Below are 22,181 nucleotides of genomic sequence, written 5' to 3'. Positions count from 1 at the left end.
TATTTTAGATATGGGTTTTTGCCAAATGAGTCATATGAATGATAAATATCAACACTCCCATCATCAAGCCCAATTTTCATACCCATTTTACTACCCAAAAGGATGCCAGTTTTGCCCTGTGGCTGTCTGTTCTTAGCACCCAAAATAAAGAGCATCTCACCTTAGTCATCTGCCCATCCCAAAGCAGTTTACAACGATTAAGTGATGAACTTGATTTTTTTGGCACATCTGCTCATGTGTTTGCTGATTATGAGACATTGGTTTATGACAGCCTGTCGGTACATCAAGACATCATCTCAGAGCGGATTGACCTATTGACACACATGCCAACAAGCGGTGTATTGTTGGTGAGTGTGCAGACACTCATGCAAAAAATAACGCCCCCAAGTCATCTTTTGGGACGGTTTTTTGATTTAAATGTAGGCGATACCTTTGATGTAGAGCGTGAACGTGAACGCCTTGCCAAAGCGGGCTACAAGGTGGTGGATAATGTCTATATGGCAGGTGAATTTGCTGTGCGTGGGAGCATTGTGGATATTTTTGCGGTGGGGCAGCCCTTACCGTTTCGTTTGGAATTATTTGATGATGAGATAGAGACGATTAAATTTTTCAATCCTGATAGCCAAAGAACCATCAGCGATGAAGAGCTTAACACGCTTAAAAAAGATGGCGTATTTGATGATAAAAATGCCCCAAAATCACCTAAGGTGTCAAGTTTTCGCCTGTTGCCTGCTTGTGAATTTGACTTAGATGACAAAGAGAGATTTCGCCAAAATTTTGCCAGTCTATTTCCAAATGTATCCGCTCGCAAGGTGGCATTTTACCATGACATCATGAATGGCATACAACCGCCCGGTGTGGAATATTATGCACCACTGTTTTGTGATTTACATGAATGGCAGACACATGGCACGCTGTTTGATTATTTGCCCAAAAAAACCCTCATCGTCTGTGATGACAACTTATCCGCTTATCATCATGATTTTTGGGAACAGATAAAAGCACGTCATCATTCTTTGGCATTTGATAAGGATGTGCCGATACTGCCACCTGATTATTTGTATTTGCCAAGCAATGAATTTTTCCAAGCATTAAAGGCATATCCAAGAGCGGTATTTGGTGATGACAGAGAAGATGCACTGACTTTATTTGACCATATTAGCACTCATGCCGTTCCTAATTTGCCAATCAATCATCAAAAAGATGAGCCATTGGATGAGTTTTTGGATTTTGTTAGGGTCTGTGATGAGCCGATTTTATTGGTGTGTGAGAGTGCAGGTCGCCGTGAGATTATTTTAGAGTTATTAAAGGGCAAACTTGATGGTAACACGGTGGCGGATTTTGATGAGTTTTTGGCGAATTTGGATGAATATAAAGTTACCCCAAACAATGCCACTTTACCCAAACCTTCCAAAGAAGCTGATTTGGATAAAATTGCCCTAACCATTGCCCCAATGGAACGTGGTCTTTGGCTAAAAAGTGAGAAGAATCAGGGCATTTGTATCATCAGTGAGACCCAAATTTTTGGGCGAGCCGTCGCTACCAATAGACACAAACGCCAAAACGCCCTATCTCAGGCTCTTTTGATAAAATCAGTCAGTGAGATGACCGAAGGGTCGCTTGTGGTGCATTTGTCCTATGGTATTGGACGCTATTTGGGGCTTGTTGTGCTTGATGTGGGCGATGGCGAGCAGGAATTTATCCACATTAAATATGCCGATGATGCCAATGTCTATGTACCAATCACCAACCTTGCTCTAATTGGGCGTTACAGTGGCAGTGACAGTGAGGCAGTACCGTTATCAAAAATTGGTTCGGGTAAGTGGGATAAGGCACGCCAAAAGAGCCTGACCGACATTTATGATGTGGCAGCAGAGCTGTTAAATGTGCAGGCTCGTCGTAATGCCAAACAAGGCATCAGTTTTGATATTGATATGGCAAGCTATGAGCTGTTTGCCAGTGGTTTTGCCTATGATGAAACCCCCGACCAACAAAGTGCCATAGAGGCGGTGATGTTTGACATGAAGCAGACCAAGCCCATGGATAGGCTAATTTGTGGTGATGTGGGTTTTGGCAAGACAGAGGTCGCCATGCGTGCAGCATTTATTGCGGTGCAGGCAGGTTATCAGGTGGCACTGCTTGTGCCAACCACACTACTGGCAGGGCAACACGAGGACAGTTTTAAGGACAGATTTGCCGATTGGGCGATTAAGATTGAAAGTTTGTCTCGTTTTTCGTCTAAAAAAGCCCAAGATAAGGTGCTTGCCAGCTTAGCCGATGGCAAGGTGGATATCATCATTGGCACGCACCGACTGTTACAAGATGATGTAACATTTAAGAACTTAGGGCTGATGATTATTGATGAAGAACACCGTTTTGGCGTGCGTCATAAAGAAAAAATCAAAGCCATGCAAGCAGAGGTGGACACGCTTACCATGACCGCAACCCCGATTCCTCGCACACTAAATATGGCATTATCTGGCATGCAGGACATTTCTATTATTGCCACACCACCAGCAAGACGGCTTGCCATTAAGACCTTTGTGGCCCAAAAAAGTGAACAGACAACCAAAGATGCCATTTTGCGTGAGATATTGCGTGGGGGGCAGGTGTATTATTTGCATAATGACCTGACAAGCATTGATACAGTGGCACAAAACTTATCCGACCTCATCTCTGAGGTGCGTGTGGGTGTGGCTCATGGACAAATGGCACACAAAGAACTACATGATGTCATGAGTGATTTTTATCACAAAAAAACCAATGTGCTTGTCGCCAGTACCATCATTGAGACGGGCATTGATGTGCCAAATGCCAATACGATCATCATCAACCGAGCGGATAAGTTTGGACTTGCCCAGCTTCATCAGCTGCGTGGACGTGTGGGGCGATCGCATCATCAAGCATATTGTTATTTATTTGTGCCATCTATCAAAGGTCTAAGCACTGATGCCAAAAAACGCCTTGATGCCATTAGCCGAGCCAATACTTTGGGAGCAGGTTTTATGCTGGCAAGTGAGGATTTGGAGATTCGTGGGGCAGGCGAGATTTTGGGTAAGCAGCAGTCTGGCAACATGCAGACCATTGGTTTTGGACTGTATATGGACATGTTAGAACGTGCCACAAAGGCGATAAAGTCGGGCAATACACCAAGCCTTGCCACACCACTTGATTTGGTCAGCGACATAAACATTCATGCGTCCGCCTTGATACCGAGCGATTATTTGGCAGATGTGCATGAGAGGCTTTTGTGTTACAAGCGTATTGCCAATGCCGAGACGGTGGATGAGCTTAATGAGTTGCGTGCTGAGATGATTGACCGCTTTGGAGCAATGCCAACCGCCCTTAGTAATTTATTTTTGGTACACAAAATGCGTGTGCAGAGCATGCCACTTGGTATTAGCAAAATTGATGTTACAGCTTTTGGGCTGAGTATGGAATTTAAAGCAGATACACCTGTGGATGGTTTGGCAATTGTTAAGCTCATTCAGTCTAATGATGGCTATCGCATGAATGGGGCAACAGGGTTAAAATATGCTTTTAAAGATGAAAAAGACGTAACAGGGCGAGTTAATGCGGTGTTTGAATTATTAAGATATTTGCATGGGCATGTGGCAAAAGAATCGGAGTAAGTGATGATTGGTATTGGCGTGTTTATTTTGGCAATACATTTGACCGAACATGGTTAGATGATGGCACTTCTATCAAATACCTCCCTTAATTCAAAACTGGTATGAAGCTGACTGACCCCATCAATTTTGCTTAGTCTATGAAGCAAAAACTCTTCATAATGACTCATGTCACGCACCACGACCTTTAATAGATAATCCTCTGAGCGTCCTGTGACAAGGCTACACGACACCACTTCATCAAAGGTCTTGATGTGATTTTCAAATTCACCAAAGCGTTCGGCGGTGTGCTTATCCATATTCACCGCCACAAAGACCGATAACGTATTACCCAGTGCATGAGTGGAGGTGTGGGCGTGATAGCCTGTGATAACACCCATCTCTTCAAGCCGTTTAATCCTGCGAATGATGGGTGTGGCGGACAGATTGACCTGCTCTGACATATCAGCAACGGTAAGGCGAGCGTTGTTTGTGAGCAATTTTAGGATTTTATGGTCAATGGAATCTAGGCTGATGGCATTCATGGTGAATAATGATTAAAATTTAGCAGATTTTACCATAAAATTATCATTTTTGTGGTAAAAACAACTAAAATTTGCCAAATATTTTTGTAAAATTGGTAAAAATTATTGCAAAATTTTGGTATGATGATATCATCTCAGTTTCTACCATCCAAATTTTATCATTAAGTGAGCCTATCATGCTAGCCCCCAAAATTACCCCAAAAAATCCAGCTTTTGACTTTACCAAATACCGCCCCTTTGAATTTGCCCCACGCTTACCTGACCGCACGTGGTGCGATAAACGCATTGAAAAAGCGCCGATTTGGGCGAGCGTGGATTTGCGAGATGGTAACCAGGCCTTGATTGACCCCATGACCATTGAGCAAAAATTACGCTTTTTTAAATTGCTTGTGGCAGTTGGTTTTAAAGAGATTGAGATTGGCTTTCCCTCTGCCGCTCAGGTGGAATTTGACTTTACACGCCTATTGATTGAAGGTGGCCATGTGCCTGATGATGTTACTTTGCAGGTATTAGTGCAGGCTCGTGAGCATTTGATTGAACGCACCTTTGAGAGCTTAAAGGGAGCAAAACGTGCCATCGTTCACGTTTATAACAGCACATCAAAAGTACAACGTGACAAAGTGTATCAGTTAGATAAAGATGGCATTAAAGCGATTGCGGTTAATGGGGCGAGGTTGCTTAGAGATATTGCCAAGCGTTATCCAAAGACACAGTGGATTTTTCAGTACAGTCCAGAGAGTTTTAGTCAGACAGAGACTGATTTTGCCATAGAAGTATGCCAAGCGGTGTGCGATGTGTGGCGACCCCAAGATGGGCAAAAAGTGATTTTAAACCTGCCTGCTACCGTAGAAGCATCCACACCAAATCTATATGCTGACCAGATTGAGTATTTTTGTCGCCATCTGCCAAGCCGTAAAGACGTGATAATCAGTCTGCATACTCATAACGACCGTGGCTGTGGCGTGGCAGCAAGCGAGTTTGGGGTTATGGCAGGGGCTGACCGTGTGGAGGGTACACTGCTTGGTAATGGCGAACGTACAGGCAACATGGACATACTGACCATGGCGATGAATCTGTATACACAAGGGGTAGACCCCGAGCTTGATTTGTCGCAGGTGAGTGAGATTGTGCAAGTGGCAACCGATTGCACCAATTTGCCAGTGCATCCACGCCATGCTTATGTTGGTGAACTTGTGTTTACTGCATTTTCAGGTTCGCACCAAGATGCCATTAAAAAATCACTGGATTATAATGAAAAACATCCCGAAACGGAGCAGTATTGGGATGTGGCATATCTGCCAATTGACCCTGTGCATATCGGTCGCAGTTATCAAGATGTGGTGCGTATCAATAGCCAGTCAGGTAAGGGTGGTGCGGCGTATATTTTACAGCGTCATTATGGTTTTAATTTGCCACGCTGGATGCAGATTGATTTTGCCAAAGTGGTACAAAACCACGCTGAGAGTTTGGCTCGTGAGCTAAAAATAGATGAACTGCTTGACATCTTTACCAAGACATATTTGACCCAAGAGACCTTTGAGCTTAATGATTATCAAATCCAAAATAAGGGTTTGGAGGTATCTTTTGATGGACAAATTAGCATGGGGGCGGATGTGCTAACAATCATCGGACAGGGTAATGGAGCGTTATCAGCATTTATTGATGGACTCATCAAGGCAACAGGTCGGGAGATTCACATAACCAATTATTCAGAACACGCCATTCATGTCAAGACAACCAAAGCAACGAAAAGCCTACCAAATGATGAGCCTAACAATAACCAAACCAATTCAGAGGCAGCAGCATATGTTCAGCTCAATATCAGTGGTCAAATGTACTCTGGCATCGGCGTGTGTAACAGCACCGTATCTGCCATGTTAAAAGGCGTGTTGTCGGCATTGTCGCAGGCGTGGTAATTGGGTGTGATAAAAGGGCGAAAAATATTCGCTCTTTTATTCTTACAAAATATTTAACATAATCTTAATTTTGAACATTAAACAGTAAAATGAGAATTTATCATTGATGAGCGTGTGGGAATAATATGAAGATGTGGAGATGTGGAGATGTGGAGATGTGGAGATGTAAGGATAAATTGCAGTTTACTCCATAGCAACGCATCCAAAGGCGTAGTTAATCAATAATGCCAAAATTATTATCAATGGTAGATATGCCCTAGTATTTATCCAGTTTTAGTGCTTGACTGATTAACTCATGGGCAATTGTTCCTTGCTTGGGGATGAGTGGTAGGTCATCTTTACCAAAGAACTGAGCATGAGAAAGTTCATTCTTATCAATGACGATTTCCCCTGATTTGTAAGTGGCACAAAAACCAAGCATGAGATTGGTTGGATATGGCCAAGCTTGACTTGTGATGTAGTGAATGTCGTCTACATAAATGCCTGTCTCTTCTAGCACTTCACGATGGATGCTCATCTTAACATTTTCGCCCGCTTCCATAAATCCTGCAATCAGTCCATACATGCCTGTTGTCTGATGACGATGATGTTGTGCCAATAGGATTTGGGGCTGACCTGTGATGGGGCAGGGGCGAGTGATGGCGATGATGACACAAGGCTGTATTTTAGGATAGAAATATTGATGACAGTTGGGGCATGCCATGGCATTTTCTTTGTGATGGCGTATCGTTTTGCTGCCACAATAGCCACAGAATTGATTGCTTTTTTGCCATAATAACAGCTGAATGCCTGCTGAGATTTCGTGGGAGGTATGACTGTCAGTTACTGCCACAGCATGACGATAAGCGATAAACTCACCATCAAAGTGGTGTGTCTCGTCCATTTTTTGAGCATCAATGGCAAATACTCGCCTGTCAGCACGCCCAAAATGAAGCAGTTCAATCACACCCAATATATCATCAACACCATGATTAACCAAGCCATCAATGTCTATTTGAGTGCGTTCAAAGGCGTGAGGCTTTTTATCACGACAAAAGACACTTTCACCATCAATTACCCATATCACATGGGCAACTGATGACTGCGTGTCTGTGCAAGAGATGTTCTGATGACTCATGCCACCAACAGATTTAGGCTGTTTTGGCTGATGAGAAGGATTTGTTCATTGGTTGGGCGATTCTCTTCAAAGTTTTCAAATTCAAAGTCTGCTGCCACCAAGACGTCCGCCCAAGCATTGCTGATGCGTGTCAGTTCACCATCAGGGGCGGTTTTGATTTTATCAAGCAATCCATTTTCTAAGCGACGAGCGAGCAGATACAGCTGAGCTGATGTGGCGGATAAGCGTAAAAAGGCTGCCGCTCCTGCTACTTGACGAATCATCTCGGGGGTGTTTTGTAGGTTCATGATGTTACGACTGTCATCATTTAGGTAATCGGTCAGTGCCAAAGTCGTAAGCGTCAGATTGCTACGTGCTTCTTTAACCAAAGTTTCATAAGAAGTATCTAGCTGGTATAGTGATATTTCACGGTTGTGTAGTGGCAATTTGACCGCCCCTGGGGTATGACTCTTAGCCAAAAAAATAACAGCATTTTCGGCGACCAATAATTTGTCTAAGAAAGTGTCTAAATCTTCTAGGGTGGGGTTTTGCCAGCTGGCAATTTGTGCTGACGCTGCATTTAGTGCTTGACTGGCATCGGTGAGTTCTAGTAATATCATAATTCTAGATAAGGTATCAAGTTCATCTTTGATATCATCAACGCTGACCATCTCACCAATCTCACCCAAGCCGTTAGATGCACGCACGAATTTATCCACTTTTTGTTTGATGGCTTCTAATTGTTCTTGAGTTAAGTCATTGAGTGTGTCGGTGATTTCACGGTTAGGGCCAAATAAGAAACGTTGCATTTCACCAAATTTGGCATCACTTACTCGGTTTAGGGCATATTTTTGGTTGGCAAATGTGGCAAAGTCTTTATTTTTGTTGCAAGCAAGGCTGACCATCTCAGCAAAACGACGGTCTTCGATTGGCAGATAGTCAGAAAACTGTTGTTCTAGATAGACTAAGATGCGTTTTTTGGCATGGCTTAGGGGCAAATCATTGGCGATGTTTTGGGTGATGGTCTTTGCTGACTGCCAAAATAGCGTATCAGAATGCTGGGCAATTAAAGCACAGGCTTTGACCATGCCATCTAATTTTTGATGCTCATCATCGCTAATTATGCCATCCTTATTTTCAAGGATGACGGAAAGACCCGCACGATAGGCCTGAGTTAAGGCTTTGGTATTGAGTTTAAGCGTGCTAAGAGAGGCATAGTTGGCTTGTGGGTCAGCGATGATGATGCTATTGATGTTTTGGTTTAGGGTGTCCGATTCAATGGCAGTATGCCCCAAATGTTCACCCAATTTATTGATGATGGGTAAAAGTAGGGCAGGTTGGGGTGTTTCTTTTAGTAGGACAAATTCAACATAGCGGTCTAGCAACATGATGGCCTCTGAGATGTCAGTCATCAAAATCTCGTTCTCATCTTCGTCGCCATCGGCGTTATTATGTAACAAAGTGTAACTGGCGGATAAATGGTCAGCAAGTAACCCTGCACCATTAAACACAATCAATTTAAAAATGGCGGACAGTTGAGATAGGTTGCTTGCTGAGTCTAACAATAAAGGGGCTTGGTCGGGGTCATCATAAAACTCACGCAAATGCATCTCAGCATCCTTTAATACGGCGTTGATTTCATTGCGTAAAATATGAAGTGATGATGGGTCAAAATTGGTGGCGGTTTTGGCTGATTGAGTCATAATAATCCTGTTTAATCCTGTTTTGACAGCATACAATAACTGCTACATTTAACCATGTTTCATAAAACTTGGCAAGTAAAATTATATAAACGGTGGGTAAATATCGGATGAATTTTTTATTTAAGTACGTTCTGACGCCATGCTTTATCAGCACAAAAATCATCTTTTGAGCGAATCAGTTGAGCAGATAGGGCACTTAAATCACTAAAACTGATCTCGCCTTTGGTATCATCTTGACCAACCCTTTCATCTTCGATACTCATGGCAATCTGTCCGCTGGTCATGGCAAGATAAACTTCCAGTAAAATCTGTGAGTCCTTTAATGCTCCATGATAAGAACGGTCAATGTCTTGACCAACATCCAAGCGTTTGGCAAGAGCATCTAAGTTGTTTTTTTGTCCTGCATACATTTTGCGAGCAAGTGCAAGTGAGTCGATGACTTCCACGACATCAGTAAAATCGGTCATGCCCACTTTGTCAAACTCATGCGACAAAAATTTCATATCAAACTGGGCGTTATGAGCGATGATTTGTGCCCCTTTCATGAACTCGTAGACATGGGGGGCGACATCGGCAAATCGGGGTTTATCTGCCAAAAATTCATTATGAATGCCATGCACGCCAATGACTTCATCATCCATCTGTTTGTCAGGATTTAGGTAGACATGCAACCAAACCCCAGTTGGCTTGCGTTTGACCATCTCAATGATGCCAATCTCAACGATACGGTCGCCTGTGGCAGGGTCTATGCCTGTCGTCTCTGTATCCATAATCAGTTGACGTTCTTGTGCCCCGCGATGAATGGGGTCGGGCAGTACTGCCCAAAAAGGTTCACGTATCTCATCGGTGCGTCCGTCGTAGTCAGGATTCTGGTGATTGTGGCGAACCACTTGCATGGGGGCAGGCTGGGTGTTTTTCTTGGGTTTTTTGGTGGGGCGGTTATGGTTGGTTTTGTTATTCGGTTCGTTGTTATTAACACTCTGTACGTCTGCTTCTATATTTAGTATTGGCGTGGTGGGGTCAAAGTTGTCATCCATAATCATATTTGCCATGTTGGCATAGTAATCCATCTCATCATCTAAGTTATTGCCTAAATTGCCTAAGCTGTCGTCATGTAAATGGTTGGTATTGGTGTTTTTATCTGTCAGGGCAGGCGTGGCGGTATGGCTGATAAATAACTCACCACTGCCTGTAACGCCATCATTGGCAAGTTTGTCCGCCATCTCATTGCCGACATGTCCTGCATGTCCCTTTATCCACTGCCAATCAATATTGCGACGTTGGCAAGCATTGTCTAGACGCATCCACAGATCCAGATTAAGTACCTCTTTTCCGTTTGCTTTTTTCCAGCCTTTGGCTCTCCATCCATCAATCCATCGGGTGATGCCGTTTTTGACATAACTTGAATCCGTCCAAATCTGTATGGGTGTGTCGGTAGGGGTACGTTCTAGGGCGGTGATTGCCCCCATGAGTTCCATGCGGTTGTTGGTGGTATCGCTCTCACCACCCCAAATGTTTAGTATGTCGCCTGTGGGGTAGATGATGTGTGTGCCAAATCCGCCAGCAGATGCCTCCCCTGTTTTGCCGTTGCCTTTACATGCTCCGTCAGTATAAGCGATGATGGTCATGATTGTACTCCATTGATTTTGTATATATTTTTTAAAAACCATGCCAATGCCATGTCATAGCCCATCTCGCCAAGACCACAAATCACCCCAACAGCCTTGTCCGAAAAATATGAATGATTGCGAAAGGGTTCACGAGCATGGATATTGGATAAATGCACCTCAATATAGGGTTTGGCACTGGCAAGTAAGGCATCACGAATGGCAACCGATGTATGGGTAAAAGCGGCTGGATTGATGATAATCCCATCAAATTTGTCGTGGTTGTCTGCCAATACGCCCAAATTGGCGATGATGTCCACGATGTCGCCTTCGTGGTTAGATTGAAAATGGTGAAGTTGGATGCCGTGCTGATGAGCAGTAGCAGATAAGCGGTGAATGATATCTTCTAAGGTCGTTGTGCCATAAATATGCACCTCACGCTTGCCTAACAAATGTAAATTGGCACCATTTAGCACTAATAATTTGTGGTTTAGAGATTTGTGGTTTGGGGGGGTGATTTGATTCATGAGTATCAATATCTAAGTTGTATGTTAAGTTATATGCCTATTATTTTAACAAATTTTTAAGGATGATGGGGTGTAAATTTTTTGTTAATGTTTGGTTGCATGCGTTTACAGCCATTTAAAAGTGTGCTATATTTAGGCATAGGTTTACAATTTGGTATTTTTTAAGGATGTGTTATGTCTGTTCGTGAACAAGGTCAAGTTAAATGGTTTAATAATGCCAAAGGTTTTGGCTTTATCCAGCGCGCTACTGGTGAAGATGTCTTTGTGCATTTTCGTTCTATCGTCGGTGATGGTTATCGCTCACTAAGAGATGGCGAGACGGTGGAATTTGTCGTTACCGAAGGCAACAAGGGATTGCAGGCTGAGGAAGTGACCAAATTGTGATGTTTAAGCGATGTAAAACCTGCCTTTGGGGTGGGTTTTGTACGTTTTGCTTGTGATGATAAGTTGTGGTAAAATACGGATGATTATCATAAAAACACATTAAAGGCATGATTATGCAACAGCCAAACAAATTTATCTGTACGCTTGGTGCTATGGTTTTATTGGGTGTTGGCGGTATAGCACATTCAGCAGTAACGTTGTCAGCCGATGAGTCGGTCAGACTTGAAGAGATAGCGGGTATTTGCATGATTATCAGTCATGGCATCCGTGATGTCGCCACTGACCATCAAAATGAGGTCAGCAAAGATAAGGCAAAGAAAAATCTTGGTAAAGCCATCAAAAAGGTTGAAAAAAACTTTTCTAAAAAAGACATGGTGTCATTCATTGGTGAGGCATGGCATCATGGCTTGAATGTCATTTATAAAATGCCTGTTTATGAGGATAAGTCTGATAAACAACTGTTTATTGAACAAGCCATGATGGGTTCATTAAACGCCTGTTTTGATGATTTGGACCGATGATTAACAAATGATATAAAATTGATATATGATATAAATAAGAATATAAGAATAACTGTTGCCAATTTTTGCCTTTTTGGTGTTAACAATGACATTGATTTAACAATCAAGTATCATCACCAAATAACACCCATTTCTCCATTTGTCTTAAAAGGATATGCCTTGACCGACCAATTTAGTAAATTTTGTGATCTGCCCTTAGCAGAGCCCATTCAAAAGGCGGTATCCGCTTTGGGGTTTGAAAAGCTTACACCCATTCAAGCCCAAATCTTGCCTCATACCCTAGCAGGTCAAGATGCCATTGGGCAGGCACAGACAGGCACAGGTAAGACCGCCACCTTTTTAATCACCATCATTCAAAACCTACTGTCTCGCCCGTTTGCCAGTGATGAGACACGCTATTTGGGTGAGCCACGGGCATTGATTTTGGCACCAACCCGAGAGTTGGCACAGCAGATTTATAGCGACTGCCAAGCGTTGGTCAAATACAGTGGACTGCATGCTCTGTGCATGACAGGTGGGGCAGATTATGATAAGCAGGCAAATGAGATGAACCGTCGCCTGATGGATATTTTGATTGGTACGCCTGGGCGGATTATTGATTGGGTGCAAAAAGGGGTGTTGTTTCTTGACCGTGTGGAGGTATTGGTACTAGATGAAGCTGACCGCATGTTGGACATGGGTTTTATTCCTGATGTGAAGCGTCTCATTAACAAAATGCCCGCCAATACGCACCGCCAAACACTACTGTTTTCAGCAACCTTTAACACCGACGTGATGAATTTGGCATATCGCTGGTTATATCAGCCGACTTTTGTGGAAATCGCCCCCCAAAGTCGCACTAATGAAAACATTGAACAGTATTTTTATCTGCTCACCAACCATCAAAAACTAACAGCGTTAAAGCATTTGCTTGGCGGTGATGATGTCAAAAAAACCATTATTTTTGCCAATCGCAAAGACCAGGTCAGACGCTTATATGATAACTTACGCAAATACATGAACATAACCATGCTCTCAGGTGATGTCGCCCAAAGTAAGCGAGAACGTTACCTAAAACGTTTTAAAGATGGCGAGGTTAATGTGTTGGTGGCAACTGATGTGGCAGGGCGTGGCATTCATGTGGATGATGTAAGCCATGTCATCAATTACACACTGCCTGATTTTCCAGATGATTATGTTCATCGTATCGGACGTACAGGACGAGCAGGGCAGTCGGGAGTGTCCGTCAGTTTGGTAGGTGAAGGTGATGCCTTTAATTTGCCTGCTTTGGAGAAACATTTGGGCATGAAGTTTAACTTGTTGCGATTTGATGATTTGGTGCAAGCATAAGAATAGATAAACATGAAGATGATAATAACAGACATGACAACAGACATGGCACGATTGAATGTACCACGTTAGACAAAACTGATGAACGAACACAACCTAATCCTTGACCCTACTAATATCCCATTGTCTTTGTATATTCACATTCCGTGGTGTGTTAAAAAATGCCCTTATTGTGATTTTAATTCGCATGCTTTGCCCAGCACCGCCCCATTTATTGACTATGTTAATGCACTCTTGACTGATGCTCGTTCACAGATTTCTCTGATGGGGGGGCGTAAGATACAAAGCATCTTTATCGGTGGGGGAACGCCATCGTTGTTGCCAATAGAACATTATCGTACGCTGTTTTTGAGGTTGCGTGAGATTGTTCCATTTGCCGATGACATTGAGATTACCTTAGAGGTCAATCCAGGTACGCTAGAACATGCTCCATTTGCCGATTATCTGACACTGGGCATCAATCGCTTATCGGTGGGCGTGCAGTCTTTTGATGATGAATCTTTGATGACATTGGGACGCATACATCGCCATGATGAAGCACTTAACGCCATAAAAAATGCCAAACAAGCAGGCTTTATCCGCATCAATGTTGACCTAATGTATGGCTTGCCCAATCAGACCGCCACGCTTGCTGTGCGTGATATTGACATGGCATTATCAGCAGGGGCAACTCACCTTTCATGGTATCAACTGACCATTGAACCAAATACCGCCTTTTATCGTGCCCCACCTGATTTACCTAATGATGATGAGCTAGAACGCATAGAAAATGCAGGGCGAGAGCGATTGATACAAGCAGGTTTTAGTAATTATGAAGTGTCAGCATGGGTCGGGCGTGATGATGAACCGTGTCGCCATAATATAAATTATTGGCAGTTTGGTGACTATCTTGCCATTGGTGCAGGTGGACATGGTAAAGTAACACTTCGTGGGCATGCAAGCCACCCAGATGGCATTTATCGTTATGCCAAATCTCGCCTGCCCAAAGATTACCTAAGTTATGATAATGCCCCAAAGATGATAGGATTTAAGCGGGTAGCAGATGAGCATTTGCCCTTTGAATTTATGATGAATGCCCTACGTTTGGCGGATGGAACAAGCACTCACACCTTTGAAGAGCGGACAGGGCTACTCATTAGCACCATTGATAATGAGCTTTTGCCCCTACAACATCAAGGTCTGATGGTATTTCATCCAGACATCATCGCTCCGACTAAGATGGGGTTTAAATATGTTAATCATCTGGTGCGTGCTTTTTTGTAGCAAATAACAATTTTCTAAGAAATAATTACCATGCAACAAATTCATATCGTTCTCTACACTCCCAAAATTCCCAATAATACCGGTAATGCCATTCGTTTGTGTGCCAATACAGGGGCAAAACTACACCTAATAAAACCCTTAGCTTTTGAACTTGATGATAAAAAACTAAGACGGGCAGGGCTTGATTATCATGAATATGCCAACATACAGGTACATGATGACTGGCAGGCGTGTCTTTACCATCTAAATCATGTGGGTGTGGATACGGTGGTGGCGATGACGACCAAATTTAGCCGACCTTTTTATGAGTATGATTTTAAGGCAAATAACAGCTCGGTGGCACTTGTGTTTGGTTCAGAAACCGACGGTCTGCCCTCCGATGTACGTGATGATATTGGCTTAGATAATTGGCTAAGGTTGCCCATGTTGCCTGATTCTCGCAGCCTAAATTTATCTAACAGCGTGGCGATTTGCCTGTATGAGGTGTGGCGACAGCTTGGCTTTGTCGGTGATGTTGGTCAAAGTGTGGGCTATTATCGTTTATCTAGTCGTCCTAATTGATGGTTTTTTGTGGTCTTGTTTTAAAGTTGGGTATAAAATTTAACCAAAAACCAACAGCTGATATAAGCAGTTGGTCTATTTAGCTTTTATTAAATCATATGTCTATCAAATCTAACCCTTTATTTGCCCCACTTCTTTTTATCCTTGCCTTAACTGCCTGCAACCAGTCAGCCCCAATTGATGATGTAGCACCTGATAAAGCAAATAGACAGGCAAAGACATTTGTTGGCTGTTATGGCGTTGAGAAAAACGGTCTGGCTCAGATAAAAATAAGTGAGCAGGCAGGTAATTTTGTCATGCAAATGAAAGAGCCTGATGGAGCAAAAACGCCATGGGACAGCCCTGAACCCTTAGATGAGATAAGCATAGATAAGGCGTGGGATTATTTTGGTATCAATGCCTTATCGCTTGAAAAATCTGACATTGAACGTGTATTGGCACGTCCTGACCAGATGATGATATTAGCAAAGCTCAAAGATGCCAGCCAAAACATCAATCCACTGCTAGATGCTCCATATGTGGTCTATATTTTTAAAGGGGCAAATACCATTTATCAAGTGTCATGCGACGATGAACCTGTGAATATCATCAAAGATGGCAAAAAACAAGCACAAGCGTTTTATCAATAATCTGTTCTGTTTGACCATGCTTTTGGTGATAAAAATGCCGTATTTGACTGATGGGTATAAGATGGGATTTTGGCAACTTATTCCAACATTGATTTTTACCATTTATTTAAAAAATATTTCAATGATAAACATTTACTAAAAAACATAACACATTTTAGGCAAAGTCTTTTATAATATGTGGTTAAAATGAGCTTTTATTAAAAGCAGGTCATGCCGTCTGCTTTTTAAAAAAGTGATACGGTTTTCTGTCAAGCCATTTGTGTTTGACATTCATCGCTAAGCTGGTCTTAGCATTCACAACAGTAGGAAAATTTTATGACGACCTATTACAATGATTCCGACCATGTAGAAACCCAAGAGTGGCTTGATGCATTTGAGTCGGTCATTAAAAATGCCAATAAAGAACGAGCCCAATTCTTATTAAAAGCCTTATATAACAAGGCAGTACAAGAAGGCTTGCCATTTAACCGCCTAGAAACCGCTTATATTAACACAATCTCCGCTGAGGATGAACCTACCTACCCTGGGGATTTGCATTTGGAGCGTAAAATCCGCTCTATCATGCGTTATAATGCTCTTGCCATGGTCATGCGTGCCAATCTCAATGATGATGATTTGGGTGGGCATTTGGCGACATTTGCATCATCAGCGACGCTTTATGAGACTGGTTTTAATCATTTTTGGCGGGCTCCTAGTGAGAACCACGGTGGCGACATGATTTATTATCAAGGTCATGGTGCCCCAGGAATGTATGCTCGCTCCTTTATGGAGGGTCGTCTGAGTGAAGAACAGCTCAAAAACTTCCGCCGTGAAGTGGATGGTAAGGGTTTGTCAAGCTATCCACACCCCTATCTCATGCCCGACTACTGGCAATTCCCCACCGTATCTATGGGTCTTGGACCTTTGATGAGCATTTATCAAGCTCGTGCCCAAAAGTACCTAACCAACCGTAGCCTTATCAAAGACGAAGACCGTAAAGTATGGGCGTTCTTGGGCGACGGTGAGACGGACGAGCCTGAGAGCTTGGGTGCCATTTCAATGGCAGGTCGTGAAAAACTTGATAACCTAATCTGGGTCATCAACTGTAATTTACAGCGTCTTGATGGCCCTGTCCGTGGTAATGGCAAAATCATTCAAGAGCTAGAATCGGTATTTCGTGGGGCAGGCTGGCGTGTCATTAAGGTAATTTGGGGCGACCATTGGGACAGCCTACTTGCCAAAGACACATCAGGTGCTTTAAAGCAACGCATGGAAGAGGTGGTAGATGGTGAATATCAACTCTATACCGCTCGTGATGGTGCTTTTGTCCGCAAAGAGTTCTTTGGTAAATATCCAGAGCTTGCGGATATGGCGTCTGCCCTGTCTGATGATGAGATCATGCGTCTAAACCGTGGTGGACATGACCCCAAAAAGGTCTACGCTGCTTATGCCGAGGCCATGAAAACCAAAGGACAGCCAACCGTTATCCTTGTCAAAACTGTCAAAGGCTATGGTTTATCCAAGCAAATCCAAGCGGTAAATAAAGCCCATCAGCTTAAAAAATTAGATGAAAATGGTCTAAAATACTTCCGTGATAGATTTGATTTGCCCATCAGCGATGAAGCCTTGCAAAACTTACCATTCTACCGCCCAAGCGAGGACAGCCCTGAATATAAATATTTGATGGGTCGCCGTGAATCCTTAGGTGGGCATTTGCCTGCTCGTCGCAGTGGTCATATTCCACTTACCATTCCAGAGTTGTCTGTATTTGATGGGGTACTCCAAGGCAGTAAGGGCAAAGAGCAGTCCACAACCATGGTATTTGTGCGTCTGTTGTCTGCCCTATTAAAAGATAAAGGGCTTAATAAATACGTAGTTCCGATAGTCCCTGATGAAGCTCGTACCTTTGGATTGGAGGGCATGTTCCGTCAGCTTGGCATCTATTCATCGGTCGGTCAAAACTATGTTGCCGAAGATGCTGAGGCCTTGATGGGTTACAAAGAAGCCAAAGATGGGCATATGCTAGAAGAAGGCATTAACGAAGCAGGTGCGATGAGTTCGTGGATTAGTCTTGCCACAAGCTATTCAACCAACGCATTGCCGATGATTCCAATGTACATTTATTACTCTATGTTTGGCTTTCAGCGTATTGGTGATTTGGCATGGGCAGCAGGCGACATGCAAGCCCAAGGTTTTTTATTTGGGGCAACCGCAGGACGTACCACACTAAACGGCGAAGGTTTACAACACCAAGATGGACATAGCCACATTCTCTTTGGTACTGTGCCAAATTGTGTCAGCTATGACCCATGCTTTGGTTATGAGCTTGCTGTTATCATGCACGACGGTCTACAACGCATGTATGGCAATGGCGAACGTGTGTACTATTACATCACGCTCATGAATGAAAACTATGAACATCCTGCCATCGGCGATGACAGACAAGCCATTGAAGAGGGCATTAAGCGTGGTATGTACCTATTAGAAGACAACGGTTCAACCCAAGTTCAACTGTTAGGTTCTGGCGTGATTCTAAGAGAAGTTCAAAAAGCGGCTCGTATTTTGGCAGAAGAATTTAACATCAAAGCTAACGTATGGAGTGTAACGAGCTTTAATGAGCTTACCCGTGATGGTATGGCGTGCGATGACTACAACCGCTTGCACCCAACGGACGAGCCAAAACTGCCTTGGGTTACCAAACAACTTGCCCCGCACAAAGGCATCGTGGTTGCCGCCACCGACTATATGCGTAACTTCCCAGAGCAGGTGCGTGGTTGGCTACCTGACAGCCGTCCTTATACCACGCTGGGTACAGACGGTTTTGGACGTTCGGACACTCGTGCCAACTTGCGTAGTTTCTTTAATGTGGATGCAGCCCACATCGTGGTTGCCACATTGAAAAAATTGGCGGACGAGGGCGAGATTGACGTGCGTTTGGTCAAAGATGCCATTTCAAGCTTTGATATTGACGTTGACCAAGCCCCTGCATGGCAACCACAGCCACACCACGACTACTACCCAGATGCCCCAGCTCCTGCACGCCCAACACCAAAAGAAGTGCCTGAGCTAAAAGATGAGCCAGACAGTGCCATCAGCACCGAAGGGCGTAGCGAGGACAAAGCAGATGCCAAACTGCTTAACGACAGCAACATTACCGAACCCAAATAAGGAGATGAATTATGCAAATTAAAGCCCCCGATTTGGGTGTAGACAGTGCCGAAGTGGCAGAAGTGCTTGTTAAAGTTGGAGATGTTATCTCTGAAAATGACAGCCTGATTTTAGCAGAGTCCGATAAAGCATCAGTAGAAGTGCCGTCTCCTGTGAGCGGTACTGTAACCGCTGTTTTGGTAAAGGTTGGCGATAGCATCTCTGAGGGTACAGCCCTTTTTGAGGTAGAAGCAGGTCAATCTGCTCCTAGCGAAGCCCCAAAAGATGAACATCAACAAACCAAACAAGAGCCAAAAGAAGAGCCAAGAGAAGAGCCACAAGCTCCAAAAGATGAAGAGTTAGAATCTAAGACAGCCCCCAGTGCGGTAGGTGGTGCAAGCCAAACCCACAACCTGCCTGATTTGGGTGTAGACAGTGCCGAAGTGGCAGAAGTGCTTGTTAAAGTTGGCGACAGTATTACCGAAGGTCAATCTTTGTTACTTGTCGAGTCTGACAAAGCATCTGTGGAAGTGCCAGCCCCACTTGATGGTGTGGTAGAGGCTATCTTGGTTCATGCTGGCGATACTGTAACTAACGGTCAAGCCTTTATTACCATCAAAGGTGGTTCTGCTCCTACCTCCGAGGTTGCAAGCGAAGCTGTAAAAGCAGAAGTTAAAACCGAAGCACCCAAGACACAATCACCAAAAACCCCTGCCCAAACATCTGCCCCTGTAAGCGATACTAAGCTGCCAGAGGCGGAGGTGAACGCTCGTGCCAAAGATGTTCACGCAGGGCCTGCTGTACGTAAACTGGCTCGTGAATTGGGTGTGGATATCAGCCTTGTCAAGGGTACTGCCTCACACGGTCGCATCCTAAAAGAGGACTTGTTTGAGTATGTCAAATCGGTCATCAGTACTGCCAGCACTAAGCCTACTGCCAGCACGGCAAGTGGTTTGGCGGTTGGCTTGCCACCATTGCCTGACATGACAAATAAAGAGATTTGGGGCGAGATTGAAATCCAAGAGCTGTCACGCCTACAAAAAGTCTCCATCCCACAGCTGAACCTAAATACGCTATTACCGCAGGTTACGCAATTTGATTTGGCGGACATTACCGACACCGAGGTCATGCGTAACGAGCTAAAAGCTGAATTTAAAGCACAAGGCGTGGGATTGACCATTTTGGCGTTTATCGTAAAGGCGGTGGCTTATGCGCTAACTCAGCATCCTAAGTTTAACAGCCACGTCTCAGACGACAACACTCAGATGATTATCCGTAAATCGGTGAATATGGGTATTGCTGTTGCCACCGATGACGGCTTGATTGTGCCTGTGATTCGTAACGCCCAAGACAAAGGCATAAGACAGCTTGCCATTGAGATTGGTGAGCTTGCCAAAAAAGCCCGTGACAAGAAACTGTCCGCCAAAGATTTGCAAGGTGCGTCATTTACCATTTCAAGTCAAGGCAATATGGGCGGTACTTACTTCACACCGCTTGTCAATCACCCACAAGTGGCGATTTTGGGCATCTCTGAATCTACTCATCAGCCACGTTGGAATGGTAAAGAGTTTGAGCCACGTCTTATGTTGCCATTGTCATTGTCGTATGACCATCGTACCATTAATGGAGCGGATGCGGCGGTGTTTACTCGTTACATTGCTAAGCTACTTGCCGACCCACGCAAAATTTTACTGTAATTTTAGTAAAATAAAAATCACAAAAAAGGCGGAATCATTCCGTCTTTTTTGTTATAATTTACAAAAATTTTACTAAAAATTATGCCAAATCGCCGTACATTTTTAAAATCATTCATCATCTTACCCATCGCCTTTGCCGTTGGTTGTCATGATGCACCGAAATTTAGCCCCCTACCAAATGGGGCGAAAGTTGTGGCATTAGGCGACAGTCTAACTTTTGGCTATGGCGTGGATAAATCTAAAAGCTACCCTGCTGTGCTTGCCAAAAAAACAGGTTGGAACATCATCAATATGGGGGTCAATGGCGACACAACCGCCGACGTATTGGCTCGCATGAATGAGGTATTTGCCCAAAATCCCAAATTAGTACTGTTGGGCATTGGTGGTAATGACGTACTAAGGCGAGTGAACGCAGGTCAAACCCGTACCAATTTAATCAATATCATCAAAGCACTACAAGATAAAAATATCCCCGTAGTTCTTATCGCCGAGCCACATTTGTCCACCAGTGCACTATTTGGCAAGGCAACTGATAATCCTGTATATAAAGACGTAGCAGATGAGTTGGATGTGCCTTTGTTTAAAAAGAGCTGGTCAAATATCTTATCAGATGATAAATTAAAATCTGACCAAATCCACGCCAATGAAGCAGGGTATGCCAAATTTGCCGATGAATTATATGAATTTTTAAAACAAATTGGTCATGTCTAGTCAATTTGTATACTGATGCTGTGAACAAAATTTGTTTAATTATATTCTTTATTCTGTGAATTTTTTTATTTAACCGCCAGCGACATACATTAATTTGGAGAGACCATGAGTTATATGCCCCCCAAAGTTTGGACACCTAATGACATGGGTACAAAATTTGACAGTATTAACCGACCGACCGCAGGAGCAAGGTATGAGAAAACCTTACCAAAAGGCGATAAACCTTATCAACTATATAGCCTAAATACCCCTAATGGCAAAAAGGTAAATATCATTTTAGAAGAGTTAAAGGCATTGGGACTGCTGGACTATGATGCTTTTAAAATCAATATCTTAGATGGTGAGCAGTTTGGTTCGGGCTTTGTGGCGATTAACCCCAACGCCAAAATCCCTGCATTGGTGGATAATACTGCCGACACACCCATATCGGTGTTTGAAAGCGGAGCGATACTGCTCTATCTTGCCCAAAAATATGGCAAATTTTTACCAAAAAATCCAACCGACCACGCCCAAATGCTCTCTTGGCTTATGTGGCAAATGGGGTCAGCCCCTTTTGTTGGTGGTGGTTTTGGGCATTTTTATGCCTATGCTCCTACACCCATTGAGTACGCCATTAACCGTTATGCCATGGAAACCAAACGCCAACTTGATGTGTTGGATAAGCATTTATCAGAACGTGAATATATGGTAGGTGAGTACAGTATTGCTGACATGGCAATTTATCCATGGTATGGGGCTTTGGTGTTGGGTGATTTGTATATTGGTGAAAATGATTATGCCAAATATGACGCATCAAAATTTTTGGGGGTACATGAGTATCAACATGTCATACGTTGGGCAACAACCATCAAAAATCGTAAGGCAGTGGCGTGGGGCGAAAAAGTGGCGTTATCTCCAATAGATTAAACCATAAAAAACAAATAACTCATTGTGAATGTTTGAATGAATGAGCAGATAA

17 protein-coding genes are annotated in these 22,181 nt (G+C 43.5%); 12 read left to right on the top strand and 5 right to left on the bottom strand.

Annotated features, from left to right (window positions below; all coding sequences use genetic code 11):
- Positions 1-38: 38 nt before the first annotated feature.
- Positions 39-3,632, top strand: coding sequence for a transcription-repair coupling factor (gene mfd, locus A7456_RS08550; protein WP_067009574.1), 3,594 nt, complete (start codon positions 39-41; stop codon positions 3,630-3,632).
- A 53-nt stretch (positions 3,633-3,685) separates the two neighbouring features.
- On the opposite strand, the gene A7456_RS08545 is transcribed toward mfd, so the two are convergent.
- Positions 3,686-4,153, bottom strand: a complete 468-nt coding sequence (locus A7456_RS08545; protein ID WP_067009571.1) for an Lrp/AsnC family transcriptional regulator — start codon at positions 4,151-4,153, stop codon at positions 3,686-3,688.
- A gap of 176 nt (positions 4,154-4,329) precedes the next feature.
- Here A7456_RS08545 and leuA point away from each other — a divergent pair, with 176 nt between their 5' ends.
- Entirely contained in the window at positions 4,330-6,069 is a 1,740-nt protein-coding gene (leuA, locus tag A7456_RS08540; protein ID WP_067009987.1) for a 2-isopropylmalate synthase, read from the top strand.
- 256 nt (positions 6,070-6,325) lie between these two features.
- Here leuA and nudC read toward each other — a convergent pair whose 3' ends face one another.
- The 4 genes from nudC to aroQ form a co-directional block, all read right to left on the bottom strand.
- The gene (nudC, locus tag A7456_RS08535) at positions 6,326-7,186 is read right to left on the bottom strand and encodes an NAD(+) diphosphatase (protein ID WP_082995514.1); all 861 of its coding nucleotides are present in this window, start codon (positions 7,184-7,186) and stop codon (positions 6,326-6,328) included.
- Positions 7,183-8,868 carry a hypothetical protein gene (locus A7456_RS08530; RefSeq protein WP_067009568.1) on the bottom strand — a complete coding sequence of 562 codons (1,686 nt, stop codon included), beginning with the start codon at positions 8,866-8,868 and terminating at the stop codon, positions 7,183-7,185. Before A7456_RS08530 ends, nudC begins: the two co-directional genes overlap by 4 nt.
- Before the next feature lie 116 nt (positions 8,869-8,984).
- Complete coding sequence (gene dnaQ / locus A7456_RS08525) at positions 8,985-10,496, bottom strand: DNA polymerase III subunit epsilon (protein ID WP_067009565.1); 1,512 nt, start codon at positions 10,494-10,496, stop codon at positions 8,985-8,987.
- The gene (gene aroQ, locus A7456_RS08520) at positions 10,493-11,002 is read right to left on the bottom strand and encodes a type II 3-dehydroquinate dehydratase (protein WP_067009562.1); all 510 of its coding nucleotides are present in this window, start codon (positions 11,000-11,002) and stop codon (positions 10,493-10,495) included. The genes dnaQ and aroQ overlap by 4 nt, the downstream gene beginning before the upstream one ends.
- A gap of 174 nt (positions 11,003-11,176) precedes the next feature.
- On the opposite strand from aroQ, the gene A7456_RS08515 reads away from it, so the two are divergent.
- The 10 genes from A7456_RS08515 to yghU all read left to right on the top strand — a co-directional run bounded on the left by A7456_RS08515 (position 11,177) and on the right by yghU (position 22,129).
- Positions 11,177-11,386 (top strand): cold-shock protein, encoded by a 210-nt coding sequence (locus A7456_RS08515; protein WP_067009559.1) that lies wholly within the window; start codon positions 11,177-11,179, stop codon positions 11,384-11,386.
- Between the two features lie 113 nt (positions 11,387-11,499).
- Positions 11,500-11,907: a hypothetical protein gene (locus A7456_RS08510; protein WP_067009556.1), complete on the top strand. Its 408-nt coding sequence runs from the start codon at positions 11,500-11,502 to the stop codon at positions 11,905-11,907.
- 159 nt (positions 11,908-12,066) lie between these two features.
- On the top strand, positions 12,067-13,236 hold the full coding sequence (locus A7456_RS08505) for a DEAD/DEAH box helicase (protein WP_067009982.1): 1,170 nt from the start codon (positions 12,067-12,069) through the stop codon (positions 13,234-13,236).
- Between the two features lie 81 nt (positions 13,237-13,317).
- Positions 13,318-14,499: a radical SAM family heme chaperone HemW gene (gene hemW / locus A7456_RS08500; protein WP_067009553.1), complete on the top strand. Its 1,182-nt coding sequence runs from the start codon at positions 13,318-13,320 to the stop codon at positions 14,497-14,499.
- Positions 14,500-14,529: 30 nt separating this feature from the next.
- Positions 14,530-15,060 carry a tRNA (cytidine(34)-2'-O)-methyltransferase gene (locus tag A7456_RS08495; RefSeq protein WP_067009550.1) on the top strand — a complete coding sequence of 177 codons (531 nt, stop codon included), beginning with the start codon at positions 14,530-14,532 and terminating at the stop codon, positions 15,058-15,060.
- A 98-nt stretch (positions 15,061-15,158) separates the two neighbouring features.
- The gene (locus A7456_RS08490) at positions 15,159-15,689 is read left to right on the top strand and encodes a hypothetical protein (protein ID WP_067009548.1); all 531 of its coding nucleotides are present in this window, start codon (positions 15,159-15,161) and stop codon (positions 15,687-15,689) included.
- A 315-nt stretch (positions 15,690-16,004) separates the two neighbouring features.
- On the top strand, positions 16,005-18,836 hold the full coding sequence (aceE, locus tag A7456_RS08485; protein WP_067009545.1) for a pyruvate dehydrogenase (acetyl-transferring), homodimeric type: 2,832 nt from the start codon (positions 16,005-16,007) through the stop codon (positions 18,834-18,836).
- A gap of 11 nt (positions 18,837-18,847) precedes the next feature.
- A complete protein-coding gene (locus A7456_RS08480; RefSeq protein WP_067009542.1) occupies positions 18,848-20,512 on the top strand; it encodes a dihydrolipoyllysine-residue acetyltransferase in 1,665 nt (554 codons plus the stop codon).
- 81 nt (positions 20,513-20,593) lie between these two features.
- Entirely contained in the window at positions 20,594-21,223 is a 630-nt protein-coding gene (locus tag A7456_RS08475; RefSeq protein ID WP_066890991.1) for a GDSL-type esterase/lipase family protein, read from the top strand.
- 105 nt (positions 21,224-21,328) lie between these two features.
- On the top strand, positions 21,329-22,129 hold the full coding sequence (gene yghU, locus A7456_RS08470; RefSeq protein WP_067009539.1) for a glutathione-dependent disulfide-bond oxidoreductase: 801 nt from the start codon (positions 21,329-21,331) through the stop codon (positions 22,127-22,129).
- Positions 22,130-22,181: the final 52 nt, after the last annotated feature.

The organism is Moraxella nonliquefaciens (assembly GCF_001679005.1).
Classification (GTDB): domain Bacteria; phylum Pseudomonadota; class Gammaproteobacteria; order Pseudomonadales; family Moraxellaceae; genus Moraxella; species Moraxella nonliquefaciens.
Note: the sequence above shows the minus strand (reverse complement) of the source record. Positions and strands in the feature narration are given on the sequence as shown.